The sequence below is a fragment of the Sphingomonas sp. SP2 genome (assembly GCF_058313385.1).
In genome coordinates, this window is the sequence record NZ_JBZFLD010000001.1 from 1050018 (window position 1) to 1064386 (window position 14369).

General features: G+C 69.1%; 11 protein-coding genes. 6 read left to right on the forward strand and 5 right to left on the reverse strand.

The features are described 5' to 3' along the window. The first annotated feature begins 73 nt into the window (after positions 1-73). Positions 74-1471, forward strand: coding sequence for a UdgX family uracil-DNA binding protein (locus AC4GYU_RS05420; RefSeq protein WP_491086886.1), 1398 nt, complete (start codon positions 74-76; stop codon positions 1469-1471). Positions 1472-1552: 81 nt separating this feature from the next. On the opposite strand, the gene AC4GYU_RS05425 is transcribed toward AC4GYU_RS05420, so the two are convergent. The 4 genes from AC4GYU_RS05425 to AC4GYU_RS05440 form a co-directional block, all read right to left on the reverse strand. After that, complete coding sequence (locus AC4GYU_RS05425) at positions 1553-3664, reverse strand: TonB-dependent receptor (RefSeq protein WP_491085871.1); 2112 nt, start codon at positions 3662-3664, stop codon at positions 1553-1555. 135 nt (positions 3665-3799) lie between these two features. Continuing rightward, positions 3800-7207 (reverse strand): chromosome segregation SMC family protein, encoded by a 3408-nt coding sequence (locus AC4GYU_RS05430; RefSeq protein ID WP_491085872.1) that lies wholly within the window; start codon positions 7205-7207, stop codon positions 3800-3802. A 41-nt stretch (positions 7208-7248) separates the two neighbouring features. Beyond that, entirely contained in the window at positions 7249-7992 is a 744-nt protein-coding gene (locus tag AC4GYU_RS05435; RefSeq protein ID WP_491085873.1) for a thioredoxin domain-containing protein, read from the reverse strand. Next, positions 7989-8549, reverse strand: coding sequence for a DUF721 domain-containing protein (locus AC4GYU_RS05440; protein WP_491085874.1), 561 nt, complete (start codon positions 8547-8549; stop codon positions 7989-7991). The genes AC4GYU_RS05435 and AC4GYU_RS05440 overlap by 4 nt, the downstream gene beginning before the upstream one ends. Positions 8550-8576: 27 nt before the next feature. Between AC4GYU_RS05440 and AC4GYU_RS05445 the strand changes: the two genes are divergently transcribed. From AC4GYU_RS05445 to AC4GYU_RS05455, 3 genes are all read left to right on the forward strand, one after another. After that, a complete protein-coding gene (locus AC4GYU_RS05445) occupies positions 8577-9563 on the forward strand; it encodes an A/G-specific adenine glycosylase (protein WP_491085875.1) in 987 nt (328 codons plus the stop codon). Beyond that, positions 9553-10398 carry an NAD(+) diphosphatase gene (nudC, locus tag AC4GYU_RS05450; RefSeq protein ID WP_491085876.1) on the forward strand — a complete coding sequence of 282 codons (846 nt, stop codon included), beginning with the start codon at positions 9553-9555 and terminating at the stop codon, positions 10396-10398. Before AC4GYU_RS05445 ends, nudC begins: the two co-directional genes overlap by 11 nt. Positions 10399-10461: 63 nt before the next feature. Beyond that, positions 10462-11184 carry a c-type cytochrome gene (locus AC4GYU_RS05455; protein WP_491085877.1) on the forward strand — a complete coding sequence of 241 codons (723 nt, stop codon included), beginning with the start codon at positions 10462-10464 and terminating at the stop codon, positions 11182-11184. 63 nt (positions 11185-11247) lie between these two features. Here the strand turns inward: AC4GYU_RS05455 and AC4GYU_RS05460 are convergent, their stop codons facing one another. Continuing rightward, the gene (locus AC4GYU_RS05460; RefSeq protein WP_491085878.1) at positions 11248-12129 is read right to left on the reverse strand and encodes an LOG family protein; all 882 of its coding nucleotides are present in this window, start codon (positions 12127-12129) and stop codon (positions 11248-11250) included. Positions 12130-12515: 386 nt separating this feature from the next. On the opposite strand from AC4GYU_RS05460, the gene AC4GYU_RS05465 reads away from it, so the two are divergent. Then, a complete protein-coding gene (locus AC4GYU_RS05465) occupies positions 12516-13532 on the forward strand; it encodes a fatty acid desaturase (protein WP_491085879.1) in 1017 nt (338 codons plus the stop codon). 63 nt (positions 13533-13595) lie between these two features. After that, a complete protein-coding gene (locus AC4GYU_RS05470; RefSeq protein WP_491085880.1) occupies positions 13596-14240 on the forward strand; it encodes a DUF4304 domain-containing protein in 645 nt (214 codons plus the stop codon). Positions 14241-14369: the final 129 nt, after the last annotated feature.

Sequence of the window (14369 nt, forward strand, 5' to 3'; positions counted from 1 at the left end):
CGATGCGCGGCATGGCCTCAGCGGCAAGGCGGGCGTGCTCCTGCCCGACGGCCCCCAGCTCGACCCGCTCAAGATCACGCTCGATCAGCCCGACGATTTCGACGGCTGGCGCGACGCGGCGCGGGAGCTGGTGATGGCCGGGGTCCCCCCGATGAGCGTCGTCTGGCAGGTCGCGGGCGAGGACGGGGAGCTGTTCGGCAACGAGGGCGCAGTACCGCCACTGTCCGGCGGCGAGCCCATGTTCTCGGTGCCCAAGCCCTTTCTGGACCTCGCCAAGGCCGCCATCTGCCATTCCGAGCCGCAGCGCTTCGCCCTGCTCTACAGCCTGCTGTGGAAACTGAAGGCCAACCGCCGCGCGCTCGAGGATCGCGCTGATCCGCTGGTCGACCGGCTGGAAAAACTCGCCAAGGAAGTGCGCCGCGATGCGCACAAGATGCACGCCTTCGTCCGCTTCCGCGAAGTCGAGGACGATGGCCGCGAGCATTTCGTCGCCTTCTTCGAGCCGGACCATCACATCGTCCGCCGCGAGGCTGGCTTCTTCGTCCGCCGCTTCGCGACCATGCGCTGGTCGATCCTGACGCCCGAACTGTCGATCCACTGGGAGCCCGACAGCGAGACGCTCAGCGAAGGCCCCGGTGCGACTCGCGCCGACGCACCCGACGGCGACCCGCTCGAGGAGACGTGGCGGACCTACTATTCGAACATCTTCAACCCCGCTCGCCTCAAGGTGAAGGCGATGCTGAAGGAGATGCCGAAGAAATATTGGCGCAACATGCCCGAGACCCAGCTCGTTGCCCCCCTGATCGCGGGAGCACGCGCACGGGAGCTGGAGATGATCGAACGGGCACAATCGGCACCGCGGGCCGGCGGCAACAGCGAGGCCGCCTGGGCGGCGCTGCGCGGCGAGGCGATGGGCTGCACCCGCTGCGACCTTCATCGCTGCGGCACCCAGACCGTATTTGGCGAAGGTCCGCTCGATGCGCGCCTGTTCTTCGTCGGCGAGCAGCCTGGCGATCAGGAGGATCTGGCCGGACGGCCCTTCGTCGGTCCCGCCGGGCAGCTGTTCGATGTGGCGCTGGAGAAAGCCGGGATCGATCGCTCGACCACTTACGTCACCAATGCGGTCAAGCATTTCAAGTTCGTCCTGCGCGGCAAGAAGCGGATCCACGCGCGGCCTGACACGGCGGAGATCGACGCCTGCCGCTGGTGGCAGGAGCAGGAGCGCAGCATCATCCGGCCGCCGCTCACCGTCGCGCTCGGCGCCACGGCGGCACGGTCGCTGACCGGCAAGACGCTGACCATCACCAAGGCGCGCGAAGCACCGCTGATGCTTGCGGACGGCAGCGAATGTTGGGTGACGGTCCACCCGAGCTTCCTCCTCCGCATCCCCGAGGAAGACCGGCGCCGGGAGGAGCGTGCCCGCTTCGTCGCGGATCTGGTACGGATAAGGGAGCGGGCGGAGGCGCTTTAGTTCTTTTGCGAAAGCAGAAGCCCAGTGCCTCTCCGTCCAAGAACGTCGGTCCCCGGCTTTCGCCGGGACCAGCCCCTCAGCCTAGAAATCCGCCTTGAGGCTGATTCGGGCCGTCCGCGGGGCGCCCGGTGCGATATTGTTGTCGTTGTGCGCGGTCGGGAAATAATCGCGGTTGGTGAGATTCTCGATGTTGAGCTGCGCCTCCAGCCCCCGCATCAGCTTGTAATAGACCGCCCCGTCGAGCCGCGTGTAGCCCGGCAGCACCACCGCATTGTTGATCGAGGCATAGCTCTTCGACCGGGCAAGCACGCCGAGGCCAAGCGCCAGCGGCGTGTCAAGCTGATACTTGGCCCACAGCGACGCGCTGTGCCGCGGGACGAGCGGGGTCTGGCGTCCGGCCGGCGCACTGGTCGCGCGGCGCACTTCGCTCTTCTGGAGGGCATAGCCCGCCGACACTTGCAGCCGCGAGGCGATGCTCCGCTCGATCCCGATCTCGAGCCCGCGGTTGCGCGTCGCCCCGCTCAGCTGGACGACGTTGGTGACGGGATCGCGAAACTGGGTGTTGGTGCGATCGAGCTGGTAGACGGCGACTGTCGCCAGCAGGCCGTCGAGCAGCTCCCACTTGGCGCCGGCTTCGACATTGTCGAACCGTTCGGGCTTCAGCTCGCTGGTGGTCGACGTCAGCCCGCTGAACTGATCGCCCGACTGCGGCAGGAAGGATCGCGAGAAGCTGGTATAGAGCGACAGGTCGTGACGCGGCTTCAGGATGAGCCCGAGACGCGGCGAGACGAAGCGGTCGGTGCGCGCGAAGGTCGGGACGGTCGTGCGCTCGTCGTCGACCCGCAGCTTGAAACGATCGAACCGGAGACCGCCGACGAGCTCCAGCCAGTCGGTCGGGCGAAGCTGGCCCTGGACATAGGCGGCGGCGACCGTGGCGCGGGTGCGATTGTCCGCGTCGCTCGCGGCGCGGGCGAAGGTGACCGTGACGTCCTTGGTCGTCTGCGGAAGCGTGACGACCCCGGCACTGGTGCCGCTCAGGCGCTGGTTGCGGCTAATCTGGCTGCCGAGCTCAACCCCGACCAGCCAGGTCTGATCGATTCCGCCGAGGCTGCCGTCCCACACGAGATCGGCCTGGCTGATCAGGTTCCGCCGGTCGTTGCGGCTGTTGTAGGCGCCGAGCGCGACCGTGCCGGCGGCGGTGACGGGGCCGCTCGGATAGATGTTCTGGTAGAATTTGTCATAGTCGGCGAACTGGCTGCGGTGGCGGAGCAGCAGCTGGTCGCCGAACTTCTGCTCGACCGCGAGCGTCGCGATCTGCACGTCGGCGTTCGAGTGGCTGTCGCCCGGATCACCGAAGAATTCGCGGTCATAGCCTTCGAGCGGCCGCCCGTTGAGCGAGGGGACGCCGCGGTCGGCGGTACGCCGGTCATGGAAATATTCGTAGGAGAGATCGACGCGCGTGTCGGCGCCCGGCTGCCAGCCGATGGTCGGGTTGATCCCGTAGCGCTTGAGGTCGGTGAAGCGGCGGAAGCTCTCGCCCTTCTCCCACAGGCTGTTGAGGCGGAAGCCAAGCGCGCCGCCAAGCCGGACATTGTCGTCGGCGGTGATGCGTGTCCCGCCCTCGCTGTCGTGGCTGAGGAGATATTGCTGATCGTTCTTGAGCGTCGCCCGCTTGGTCACCCGATTGACGATGCCGCCGCCGCCGCCGCGGCCGAAGATCATCGCGTTCGGACCCTTCAGCACCTCGACCCGGTCGAGATTGTAGAAGTCGCGGAAATATTGGGCATCATCGCGGATCCCGTCGACGAAGAAGTCGGCGGTGGTGTTGTTGCCGCGCAGGGTCAGCTGGTCGCGATTGGCCTCGCCCGTCCCGGGGGTGGCGCCGGGCACGAAGAAGAGGAGATCGGCGACCGACCGAAGCGACTGGTCCTCGATCTGCGCCTCCGACACGACCGACATGGCCTGCGGGATGTTGCGGATCGGCGTGCTGGTCTTCGTCCCCGTGACGGTCGCCTTGACCCCATATTCCTCGCGGCTGCCGGTGACGGTCACGACCTGCGTCGGCTGCTCCTCGGCGCCGGCCTCCACCGCCACGCCCGCACGCACTTCACCCTCGGCGGTGGCGGCAGCGGCGGAGGACATGGGGACAACGACGAGGGTGGCGCCAGCAAGGGCGCGCGCGATCGTGAGCACGGCAAAATCCTTCGGAAACGTGGGATCGTTTCGGTGGAGCCTAGCTAAAGCTAATGCGAGTTATTCGCAACAAGGGCCGTGCCTATGTTCGGAATCTCTCATCGAACGATTTCGACTAATCGGATTTGCCGAACATCATTCCGCTGCGAGCAATTCTTCCGCCCCGCCGAGGTCGACCGACACGATCCGGCTGACCCCCTTCTCGACCATCGTCACCCCGTAGAGCCGGTGCATCCGGCTCATCGTCACCGCATTGTGCGTGACGATGAGATAGCGCGTGTCGGTTTCCGCGGTCATCCGCACGAGAAGGTCGCAGAAGCGCTCGACATTGGCGTCGTCGAGCGGCGCGTCGACCTCGTCGAGGACGCAGATCGGCGAGGGCTTGGTCAGGAACAGGGCGAAGATCAGCGCGACCGCGGTCAGCGCCTGCTCGCCGCCCGACAACAGCGACAGGGCGGTCAGCCGCTTCCCCGGCGGCTGGGCCATGATTTCGAGGCCGGCCTCAAGCGGATCGTCGCTGTCGATCAGCGCGAGATGCGCCTGTCCGCCGTCGAAGAGGGTCGTGAAGAGGCTCCGGAAGTGCCGGTCGACTTCCTCGAAGGCGGCGAGCAAGCGGGCCCGGCCCTCACGGTTGAGGCTGCCGATGGAGCCGCGCAGCCGGTGGATGGCTTCGGACAGTTCGTCCCGCTCGCCCGCGCCCTGCAGCCGTGCTTCCTCAAGCTCGGCCAGTTCCTGCTCGGCGACGAGGTTGACCGGTCCCAGCCGCTCGCGGTCGGCGGTCAGTCGCTCGAGCGATGCGCTCTCCTCGGCGCTGTCGGCAAGCGCGTCGGGATCGAAACCGAGCTTGCCCGGAAGGAGCGGGGGCGGGCATTCGAACTTCTCGCCGCAGACCCGGCCATATTCGATCCGCCGAGCGACCTGCGCTTCGGCCCGGGCGCTCGCCGCGGCCCGGCGCTCTCGCGCCTCGGCCATGGCTTCATTCTCGCGCGCAAAGGCCGCCGCAAGATCGGCAAGCGCCTTTTCGGCCTCGCGCTCCGCATCGAGCGCTCGCGACAGGAGCGCGCCCGAGCCCGCCACCGCCTGCTCGGTCTTCGCCACTTCGCCCTGCAGCCGCTCGGGCTCACCGTCGAGCGACGTCTTCTCGGCCTCGATCCGCTCGCGCCGCACCGCCGTGTCGGCGATCCGCCGGTCGGCCGCCTCGCTTCGTTCGGTCCAGGCCGCCTGCTCCCGCGCCGCGGCCAGCTGCCGCTCGCGATCGGCGCTCGCGGTCCGGGCAGCCGTCGCGAGATCGGCCCGCCGCTCGGCCAGCAGCCGCCCCTGTTCGAGCGCATGGGCACGCGCTTCGGCCAGGGCGCCCGCCAGCGCATCGTCGGCCGGGAGCGCGGCGAGCGCCTGCTCGGCCTGCGCCACCGCCGTGCGCGCGGCCTCGGTAACCGGCGCAAGTTCGGCCTGCCGCTTGAGCAAGGCGTCGCGCTGCTGCTCAAGCCGCTCGAGCGCGAGGGCGATCCGGTCGGCCTCGCGCTGCGCCGTGCGGGCGGTGGCCTCGGCCCTCGCAAGATCGCCCCGCGCGCCCTCGACCGCCGCTGCCGCCGCCTTGGCGCCAGCCACCTTTTCCTCGAAGGTCCTTTTCGCCTGGGCATGGGCGCCCGCCAGCGTCGGCGCCTCGGCTTCGAGCATCGCCAGCCGGTTGCCGCGCTCGAGCCGCTCGGCCGCCGCCGCGCCGGTCCCGCTGCTGACGAAGCCGTCCCATCGCCGCAGCCGGCCGTCGCGGGTGACCAGCCGCTGCCCGACCGCCAGTACCTGCCCTTCGTCGCGCTCTGCGACGCCAACCTGCGCCAGCCGCCGCGCCAGTTCGGGCGGCGCCGAGACCTGATCGGCAAGCCGGACCAGCCCGGCGGGGAGCGGCGGGTCGTCCGGCTCGATCGCGGCGCCGCTCCAATGGCGTTCGTCCGCGCGGTTCGTGGAAGCGCCGAGATCGTCGCCAAGCGCCGCGGCCAGCGCCTTCTCATAACCCGGCGCGACCTTGAGCTGCCCGAGCACACCGGTGCCCGCGGACACGGCCAGCGTCTTCGTGAGCGCAGCGATCTCACTCAGGGCCGAGGCCTCGGCGGCCCGCGCTTCGGACAGGACCAGTTCGGCCGCCTCTCGCGCTGCGGCGGCTTCCTGCCGCGCTGCCTCCGCCGTTCCGATCGCCCGCTCGGCCGCGATGGCTTCGCGCGCTGCCTTGGCCGCCAGCGCCTCCGCCTCTTCCCGCTCGGCTGCCATGGCCTCGACCGAACCAAGGTCCCTTAACCCCGCCGCCAGCCCAGCAAGCTCGGCGTCGAGCCGCGCGGCGTGGCTCCGCGCGGCACTGAGCGCCGCGAGCGCCACCTGCTTTTCGGCCCGGAGTGCGGCTTCGCGGGTAAGGAGCGCGGCCAGCGCCGCCTCCGCCTCGCGGCTTGCTTCCTCGGCCTTGCCCAGCGCCAGCACGAGCCCCGCCTGCCGGGCCTCGCCCGTGGCAAGCCGCTCGGCCAGCGCCGCCATTTCCGCAGTCAGCGCCGCCATCGCCTGCTCGCTGTCGGCCTTCAGCGCCTCTTCGCGGGTCCGTTCGGCCTCGACCCCATTTGCCATGCGCTCGAGTTCGACCAGGCGCCGCCGCGCCGTGTCGAGCGCAGCGCGGCAGGTCGCGAGCCGATGGGCGAGTTCCTGCCCCTCTTCGCGGGCCCGGGTCGCGGCCTGCCGCCGCTCGGCCACCAGCGCCGCCGCCTTGGCCTGCGCGTCCTGCGCCCGACCGAGATTGGCGGACAGCGCCTCGACGTCGCGCACCGCCTTGTCGGCCTCGGCGCCCGCTGACCGCGCCGCCGCGTCGGCTTCGGCCCAGCGCCGATAGATGAGTTTTCCCTCGGCCAGCCGGATCCGATCGGTCAGCGCGCGATAGCGTTCCGCGGCCCGGGCCTGCCGCTTCAGCGAAGCGGCCCGCTGCTCCTGGTCGCCAAGCAACTCGTCGAGCCTTTGCAGATTGGCCTCGGTCGCGCGGAGCTTCTGCTCGGCATCCTTGCGCCGGACATGAAGCCCGGCGATGCCCGCCGCTTCCTCGAGCATCTGGCGCCGCTCGGCCGGGCGCGCGGCGATGACGGCGCCGATCCGGCCCTGGCTGACGAGGGCGGGGGAGTGGGCGCCGGTCGCCGCATCGGCGAACAGCAAAGCGACGTCCTTCTGGCGGACGTCGCGGCCATTGATCCGGTAGGCCGACCCCGCCCCGCGCTCGATCCGGCGGGTGACCTCGCTCTCGCCCTCGTCCCCGCCGCGATCGACGAGCAGGGACACTTCGGCAAAGTCACGCGCCGGTCGCTGGGTGGTCCCGGCGAAGATGACGTCTTCCATGCCCCCGCCGCGCAGCGACTTGGGGCTTCCTTCGCCCATCACCCAGCGGAGCGCTTCGAGGAGGTTCGACTTGCCGCAGCCGTTCGGACCCACGACCCCCGTCAGCCCCGGCTCGATCCGAAGATCGGCCGGTTCGACGAAGCTCTTGAAGCCGGTCAGCTTGAGGCGGCGGAACCGCACCTGTCGTCACTCCCCCCCGGGCGTGAAGACGCTCCTGGTCGTCAGAGCGCCTTCTTGATCGCGGCTTCGACCTGGTCCCAGGTCGACGAACCCGGCTGCACCTGGACCACGTCGCCATTGAGGACGAAGGTCGGCGTGCCCTCGATCGTATACTGGCTCGAGGCATCGCTCACCATCTGGACCAGGCGGTCGATCTCGGCCTGGTTGGTGAGGCACTGGCTGGTCTTGCCCGACGGCAGGCCGCGCTGCGCCGCCCACTCCTGAAGACCGGCATATTCGGCCATCTTGGTGAACTGCTGCGCCGGGGTCATGCTCTGGAGCCCGGCGAGCTGCTGCTGCGGAACGGCCTGGAGCCGGTCGAAGAAACTGCGCTGGTCGGCATAGATGCCGTTAGTCAGGTCGAAGAATTGCGGGGTCGCGCCGGCACAGCGGGCGATCAGCGAGGCGCTGATGTCGAGCGGGTCACGCACGAAGTTGCGGAATTCGAAGCTGACGTTGCCGGTCTTCACGTAATTCTCGACCAGCTTCGGCTCGCCTTCCTTGGCGAAGTCGGCGCAGTGCGAGCAGCTCATCGAGCCGAACTCGATCAGCTTCACCTTGGCCTGCGGATTGCCCATCAGCATGCCGCCTTCGCTGGTCTGCGAGACGAGCTTGCTCCAGTCGCCGTTGGGCGCCTGCACCGGCGCGGCGGCGGGGCTGTCGTTGGCCGCGGTGGGCTGCTGCTTGCAGGCCGTGGCGCCGAGCACGATCAGGCTGGCGGCCACCGCGAGGGAGAGCTTGTTCATACGTCCTGGTCACTCCGAGTGTTGATTTTGCCAAGTTTGAAAGGGGGCGGGACGATGGTCGGCGGACCATCGGCGGCAGCGATCTTGCCGGCAAGGCTTTCGAGCATGGTGCGAAGCTCGGGATCGGCGATCTCGCGCAGGCCGTCACCGAGATCACGAGGGACCGGCACCGGACGCGGGCGCTCGGGCCGCGGCCGCGCCGCCGCCTTGCTGCCTTGCCGGAAGACGACCTTGGCCACCGCCTCGTAGCCGAAGAAGAGATTGACCCGCTCCATGATCATCGGAGCGAGATGCTGCAGCAGCGGCGCGTGCGCGCCTTCCACCGCCAGCGTCAGCGTACCACCGGCCTTGCGACCGGCGGGAAAGCGGATCGATTCGGGGGTCGAGACCTTGGCGTAGCGATCGCCGACGATCTCGGCCCAGCGGGCGACCACCGCGCCCTGGACGAAGCCGAAGCGCTTGAACGCCATTCCGCCGACGTCGACCGCAAGCTCGCCCGCGGCGCGCGCGCGACCCTGGCGCGGTGCTTCGGCGGGGACGGGCTTTTTCTTCGACATCGCGGCGGGTCATGCCATAGGCCGCGCATGGACGCTACCGCGGCCGAACGGCTTCTCGACCATTATGCGCGCCATGCCCGGGACTTGCCGTGGCGGGGCGGGCCGGCCGACCCCTATCGCACATGGCTGAGCGAAGTGATGCTCCAGCAGACCACTGTCGCGACCGTCACCCCGCGCTTCCTCCGTTTCCTTGAGCGCTGGCCGACGATCGAGGCGCTGGCGGCCGCCAAGGACGAGGACATTCTCGGCGAATGGGCGGGGCTCGGCTATTATGCCCGCGCCCGCAACCTCATCGCCTGCGCCCGGGCCGTCGCGGCGCGCGGCGCCTTTCCCCGGACCGAGGCCGAACTTCGCAATCTGCCGGGTCTGGGCGCCTATACCGCTGCCGCCGTCGCCGCGATCGCGTTCGGGGAGGATGCGGTTCCGGTTGACACCAATGTCGAGCGGGTGGTGGCACGGGTGTTCGGGATCGCCGAGCGGTCCGCGCTCGCTGCCGCGGCACGGGCCTGGTTCCCGGCCGGCCGTCATGGCGACTTCGCGCAGGCGCTAATGGACCTCGGCGCGACCATCTGCCGCCCCAAGCAGCCCCGCTGCGACATCTGCCCGCTTGTCGCCGACTGCACCGCGGCCCGGCTCGGCACGCCCGAGCTTTTCCCCGCGCCGAAGCGGCGCAAGGAGCGGCCGCATCGCTACGGTCTTGCCTGGTGGGTGCGGCAGGACGACCGGGTCTGGCTGGTCCGGCGACCAGGCGAGGGGCTTCTCGGCGGAATGGCCGCGCTGCCGGGCGAGGAATGGAGCGAGGAGCGACCGAGCGCCAACGCCATCGCCATTCACCGCCACGGCTTCACCCACTTCACGCTCGACCTGTTGATCGTCCCGCGCAGCGAGCCGCCGTCGGGCGAGGGCTGGTGGCAGGAGCTTGCAACGCTGGACGATGCAGGCCTGCCGACCCTCTATCGAAAGGCGGCCGAGGCCGCGCTGCGTGCCGAACGGGAGCCCCGACTTGCCGCCTGAGATCTTCTTCGCCGGACCCGGCCTCGACCGGGCCGATGCCCTCCGCGCCGACCCTGACGCTATCGCCGAACTCGCGGCCTCGCCGCTGGCGCGGCAATTGTTGTGGGAGGACGGGTTTCCCGCGATCGACGCCGATGGCAGGCTCCGCTGGGGCCCGGTCACCGATCCCGCGCTGTTCCTCGGCCTCGACGGCGACGTGCCTTGCTTCTCCGCGATCGGCACCGAGGCGGGCGACCTGCGCGCCCAGTTCAACGCGCTTGCCCACCTCGACGCGGGTGACGCACCGGTGTTCGCCGCGGCGGCCAGTCTTGCTTCCTGGCACCGCCGCCACCCCTATTGCGCGCTGTGCGGCAAGCCGAGCGTGATCGTCCGCGGCGGCTGGTCGCGGCAGTGCGAGGCCTGCGGCGGCGAACATTATCCGCGGGTCGATCCCGTAGTGATCATGCTTGCGGAGCATGACGGCCGCGTCCTTCTCGGCCGCCAGCCGCGCTTCCCGCCGCAGCGCTATTCGGCGCTGGCCGGGTTCGTCGAGGTCGGCGAGAGCCTCGAGGATGCGGTGGCGCGCGAATTGTTCGAGGAGGCCGGGGTGACCGTCGGCAACGTCCGCTACGTCGCGAGCCAGCCCTGGCCCTTTCCTTCCTCGCTGATGATCGCCTGCACGGCGACCAGCCTCGGCGAAGAATTGACCGTCGACACGACCGAACTGGAGGATGCGCGCTGGTTCGGCCGGGACGAGGTCGCCGCCGCGCTGGCGGGGGCGCCCGACGCCGCCTTCGTCGCCCCGCCGCCCTTCGCCATTGCGCGGAGCCTGCTGGAGCACTGGCTCGCCGCTTGAAGAAGCGGGAGGGGCCGCTTAAAGGGACGCCAGTTTTCTTCCGATCGGACCTTAAAGACCCACATGCAGGACAATAACAACACCATCGCCGGCTGGGTGCTGTTTGCCGGAATCGTTGCCCTGGGCGGAAGCCTCGCGGCCGGGACCTATTTCCGCGGCGAGCGCCCGGAGAAGATGGGCTATCCGATCGAGGGCGTGGTCGAGGAAGGCGCCGGCGGCGGCGAGGCCGAGAAGCCGATCGAATTCTACCTCGCCAGCGCCGATCCGGCGAAGGGCGCCGAGGTCTTCAAGAAGTGCCAGGCCTGCCACACCATCAACCAGGGTGGCGCGAACGGTCTCGGCCCGAACCTCTACCACGTGGTCGGCGAGCCGGTCGGGCAGGGCCGCGGCTTCGCCTGGTCGGACGCGCTGAGCGGCCATGGCGGCAAGTGGGACTGGGCGACGCTGAGCGAGTGGCTCGCCAACCCCAAGAAGTTCGCCCCGGGCACCAAGATGACCTTCGCCGGCCTCAGCAATCCCGAGGACCGCGCCAACGTCATCGCCTACCTAAACCAGAACAGCCCGGCCCCGCTGCCGATGCCGGCCGCGCCGGTTGCCGGGACCGAGGGTGCGGCGGGCGACAAGGCCGCGTCGGAAGCCGACGATGCCGGTGCCCAGAAGGCCGAGAACGAGCCGGTGCTGAACGAGCAGCAGGCGGCCACCGGCGGGATGGCCAACGTCCGCGGCGAAGGCGCGCCCAAGGTCAGCGCGCCGGGCACCACCGCGACTCCGGCGCCCAAGCAGTAAGCCACGCAAGCCCAAGCAAAAGGGCCGCTCCGGACATTGCCGGGGCGGCCCTTTTCTTATGCCCTATTCGGCCGCGGCCCGGGCTTCCTGCGCGGCATAATGGTCGCACACCTTGGCCCAGCCTTCCTCGGCGGTTTCGCACCAGGTGAGGAGGTCGAGGTCGCGGGCCGAGATGACGCCTTCCTCGACGAGGGCCTCGAAATTCACCACCCGCTCCCAGAATTCGCGCCCGTAGAGCAGGATCGGCAGCGGCCGGACCTTGCCGGTCTGGATGAGGGTCAGCAGCTCGAACATCTCGTCAAAGGTGCCGAAGCCGCCTGGGAACACCGCCACGGCCCGCGCGCGGAGCAGGAAGTGCATCTTCCTGAGCGCGAAATAGTGGAACTGGAAGCTCAGCGACGGGGTGACGTAGGGATTGGGCAGCTGCTCGTGCGGAAGCACGATGTTGAGCCCGATGCTCTCGGCACCGACGTCCTGCGCGCCGCGGTTGGCGGCTTCCATGAACGAGGGACCGCCGCCCGAACAGACGACGAAGTGGCGCTTGCCTTCCTCGTCGCGGTCGGTCTGGCTGACCAGCCGCGCGAGCTCGCGGGCGACGTCGTAATAATGCGACTTGGCCTTGAGGCGCTCGGCGATGACCCGCTCCTGGTCGGTGCGGGCGGCGGCGAGCAGGGCCTCGGCCTTGGCCGGCTCGGGCACGCGGGCCGAACCGTAGAAGACGAAGGTCGAGCCGATCTGCTGCTCGTCGAGGAACAGTTCGGGCTTCAGCAATTCGAGCTGGAAGCGGACTGGCCGCAGGTCCGGACGAAGGAGGAAATCCTTGTCCTGGAAGGCGAGGGTGTAGGCGGGGTCCTCGGTCTGGGGCGAGGACGGAATGTGCTTGGCCGCTTCGGCGTCGACCTTCGCATCAGGAAAGATGCGCTTCGGTGGGATTGGATCAGTCATAAGCGGCGCGGCTTAGCCGAGGCGGCGAGGTTTCCCAAGAGGGGCGGCCGCGGGTCACGAAGTTGACTCACGATCGGGTGCCGGGGCGGACGCGAGAATTACCGCAAGTGACGGAAAATACAAAAATATTGCGCCGAGACCCAAGTTGACGTGCCGTGACCTTCACCCCTGTCCGATGAGCCTCAAACGAACCAGAGAGGCGAGGTAAGCATCCGAAATCCTACTTTGCAAGGGCGCGGCCCGATTGGCCGGTCGGTCCGAGCGGGCTTTTGTCTCCGCTCATTTGCGCTGTTTCGGAGAAGGTTAATGATGTTGCTGCCAGTTCGCGGCTATGGCGGTGGCAGAATCATCGTCCTTGCCGTCTTCCCTTCAGTGAAAGCCGACCCTTGACCGCCGCCTCCGCAACGCCGCTCAATCCTTCCGACCTTCTCAAGACGATGGCGTCCTATCGCGACCCGAAGACGGGCCGGAGCCTCGCCGAACTGGCGATCACCGCAGGCCCCTTCCTCCTCCTCTGGGGCCTCGCCGCCATCCTGCATTCGATGAGCGCGCTTGCAGGGATCGCGCTGGCGGTCGTTGCCGGCCTGTTCCTGCTGCGTCTGTTCCTGATCCAGCACGACTGCGGCCACGGCGCTTTCTTCGGCCGCCGCGCCGCCAACGACTGGGTTGGCCGGGTGATTGGGGTACTGACCTTCACGCCCTATGAATATTGGCGCCGGTCGCACGCCCATCATCATGCGGGCACGGGCAATCTCGACCGGCGCGGCCTTGGCGACATCGATACGCTGACCGTCGCCGAATATCGCGCGCTCAGCCTCACCGGCCGGCTGCGCTACCGCCTCTATCGCCATCCCCTGGTCCTGTTCGGGCTTGGGCCGGCCTATCTCTTCCTGCTCCGCCACCGGCTTCCGATCGGCATGATGTCGATGGGCTACCGGCCGTGGCTGAGCACGCTTGGCACCAATGCCGCGATCGCGATGGTCGCGGGGCTGATGATCTGGCTGTTCGGGCTCGCCGCCTTCCTCACCGTCCAGGTGATCGTGGTCCTGACCGCCGCGACCATCGGGGTGTGGCTGTTCTACGTGCAGCATCAGTTCGAAGGCACGCAATGGGACCGGCAGGAGGACTGGTCCTTCGCCGAGAGCGCACTTCACGGAAGCTCGCACTATCGCCTGCCGGGCGTGCTGCGCTGGTTCACCGCCAATATCGGCGTTCACCACGTCCATCACCTGGCGAGCCGAATCCCTTTCTATCGCCTCGGCGAAGTGATGCGCGACATTCCCGCGCTCAAGACCTGCAGCGAGCTCGGCATCCGCGAGAGCTTCCGGACGGTCCGGCTGGTGCTGTGGGACGAGGCGAGCCGGCGGCTGGTCACCTGGCGCGAGGCCAAGGCGCTCGCCTGATCCAGGGAGTCCCGCGCTTGCAATCGCGCCCGGAGCGGCGATGCTGGCCGGCGGGGAGGGGGGATGGCCCAGACGCATGACCGGATCATCGCCGCGGCAGCGCAGGAGAGGCTCGCGCCGCTCGGCTTCGTGCGCAAGGGCCGCTCGCGCATCTGGCTTGCCGATCATGGCTGGTGGCTGGCGCTGATCGAGTTCCAGCCAAGCCGCTTCGCTCAGGGCTGCTATCTCAACGTGGGGGCGCATTTCCTCTGGTCGGAGAGCGAGGCGCTGACGTTCGATCATGGCGGGCGGATCACCGAGTTCGTCGGCGCGGAGGACGAGGCCGCCTTCGCGCGCGAGGTCGGCCACATGGCCGATCGCGCGGCCAGGGAAGCCGTGCGGATGTGCGCGGACCTCGAGGATATGGGCAAGGCGGCCGACCGCATCGCAGGGCGGTCCGCCAGGGCCCGGGCGGACGGCGGACATCCCGGCTGGAGCCATGTGAACGCCGGCAACCTTCTTGCACTGACCAAACGTCCCGAGCAGGCGGAGGCGCAGTTTGCGGCGGCGATAGGTCGCGCGCCGACGGGCTCGCTGTTGCATGACAGCGCGATCCGGCTGGCGGGGCTGGCGGGCGACCACGCCGCCTTCCGGGCGCACATCGGTGCCAAGGTGGCGCGGCGGCGCGCGTCCCTCGCGTTGCCCGCGGCAGAGATCGCATTCGCCTGAGCTCGCGCGGATTTCTGGCCGCAGCCGAGTCGGGCCGCCCCAAAAGCCTTGGCGCCAAGGATTTTGGGATTGTCGATGGTGCGCGAGGGGGCACGATCGGGCGTGCCAGTCCGGGCCGGAAAGGCCTGC

Excerpts from the sequence above, each read along its gene's own strand:
- AC4GYU_RS05445 (WP_491085875.1), top strand. The coding sequence starts at position 8,577 with ATGGACGCTACCGCGGCCGAACGGCTTCTCGACCATTATGCGCGCCAT.
- AC4GYU_RS05470 (WP_491085880.1), top strand. The coding sequence starts at position 13,596 with ATGGCCCAGACGCATGACCGGATCATCGCCGCGGCAGCGCAGGAGAGG.
- AC4GYU_RS05460 (WP_491085878.1), bottom strand. The coding sequence starts at position 12,129 with ATGACTGATCCAATCCCACCGAAGCGCATCTTTCCTGATGCGAAGGTC.
- AC4GYU_RS05455 (WP_491085877.1), top strand. The coding sequence starts at position 10,462 with ATGCAGGACAATAACAACACCATCGCCGGCTGGGTGCTGTTTGCCGGA.
- AC4GYU_RS05435 (WP_491085873.1), bottom strand. The coding sequence starts at position 7,992 with ATGAACAAGCTCTCCCTCGCGGTGGCCGCCAGCCTGATCGTGCTCGGC.
- AC4GYU_RS05440 (WP_491085874.1), bottom strand. The coding sequence starts at position 8,549 with ATGTCGAAGAAAAAGCCCGTCCCCGCCGAAGCACCGCGCCAGGGTCGC.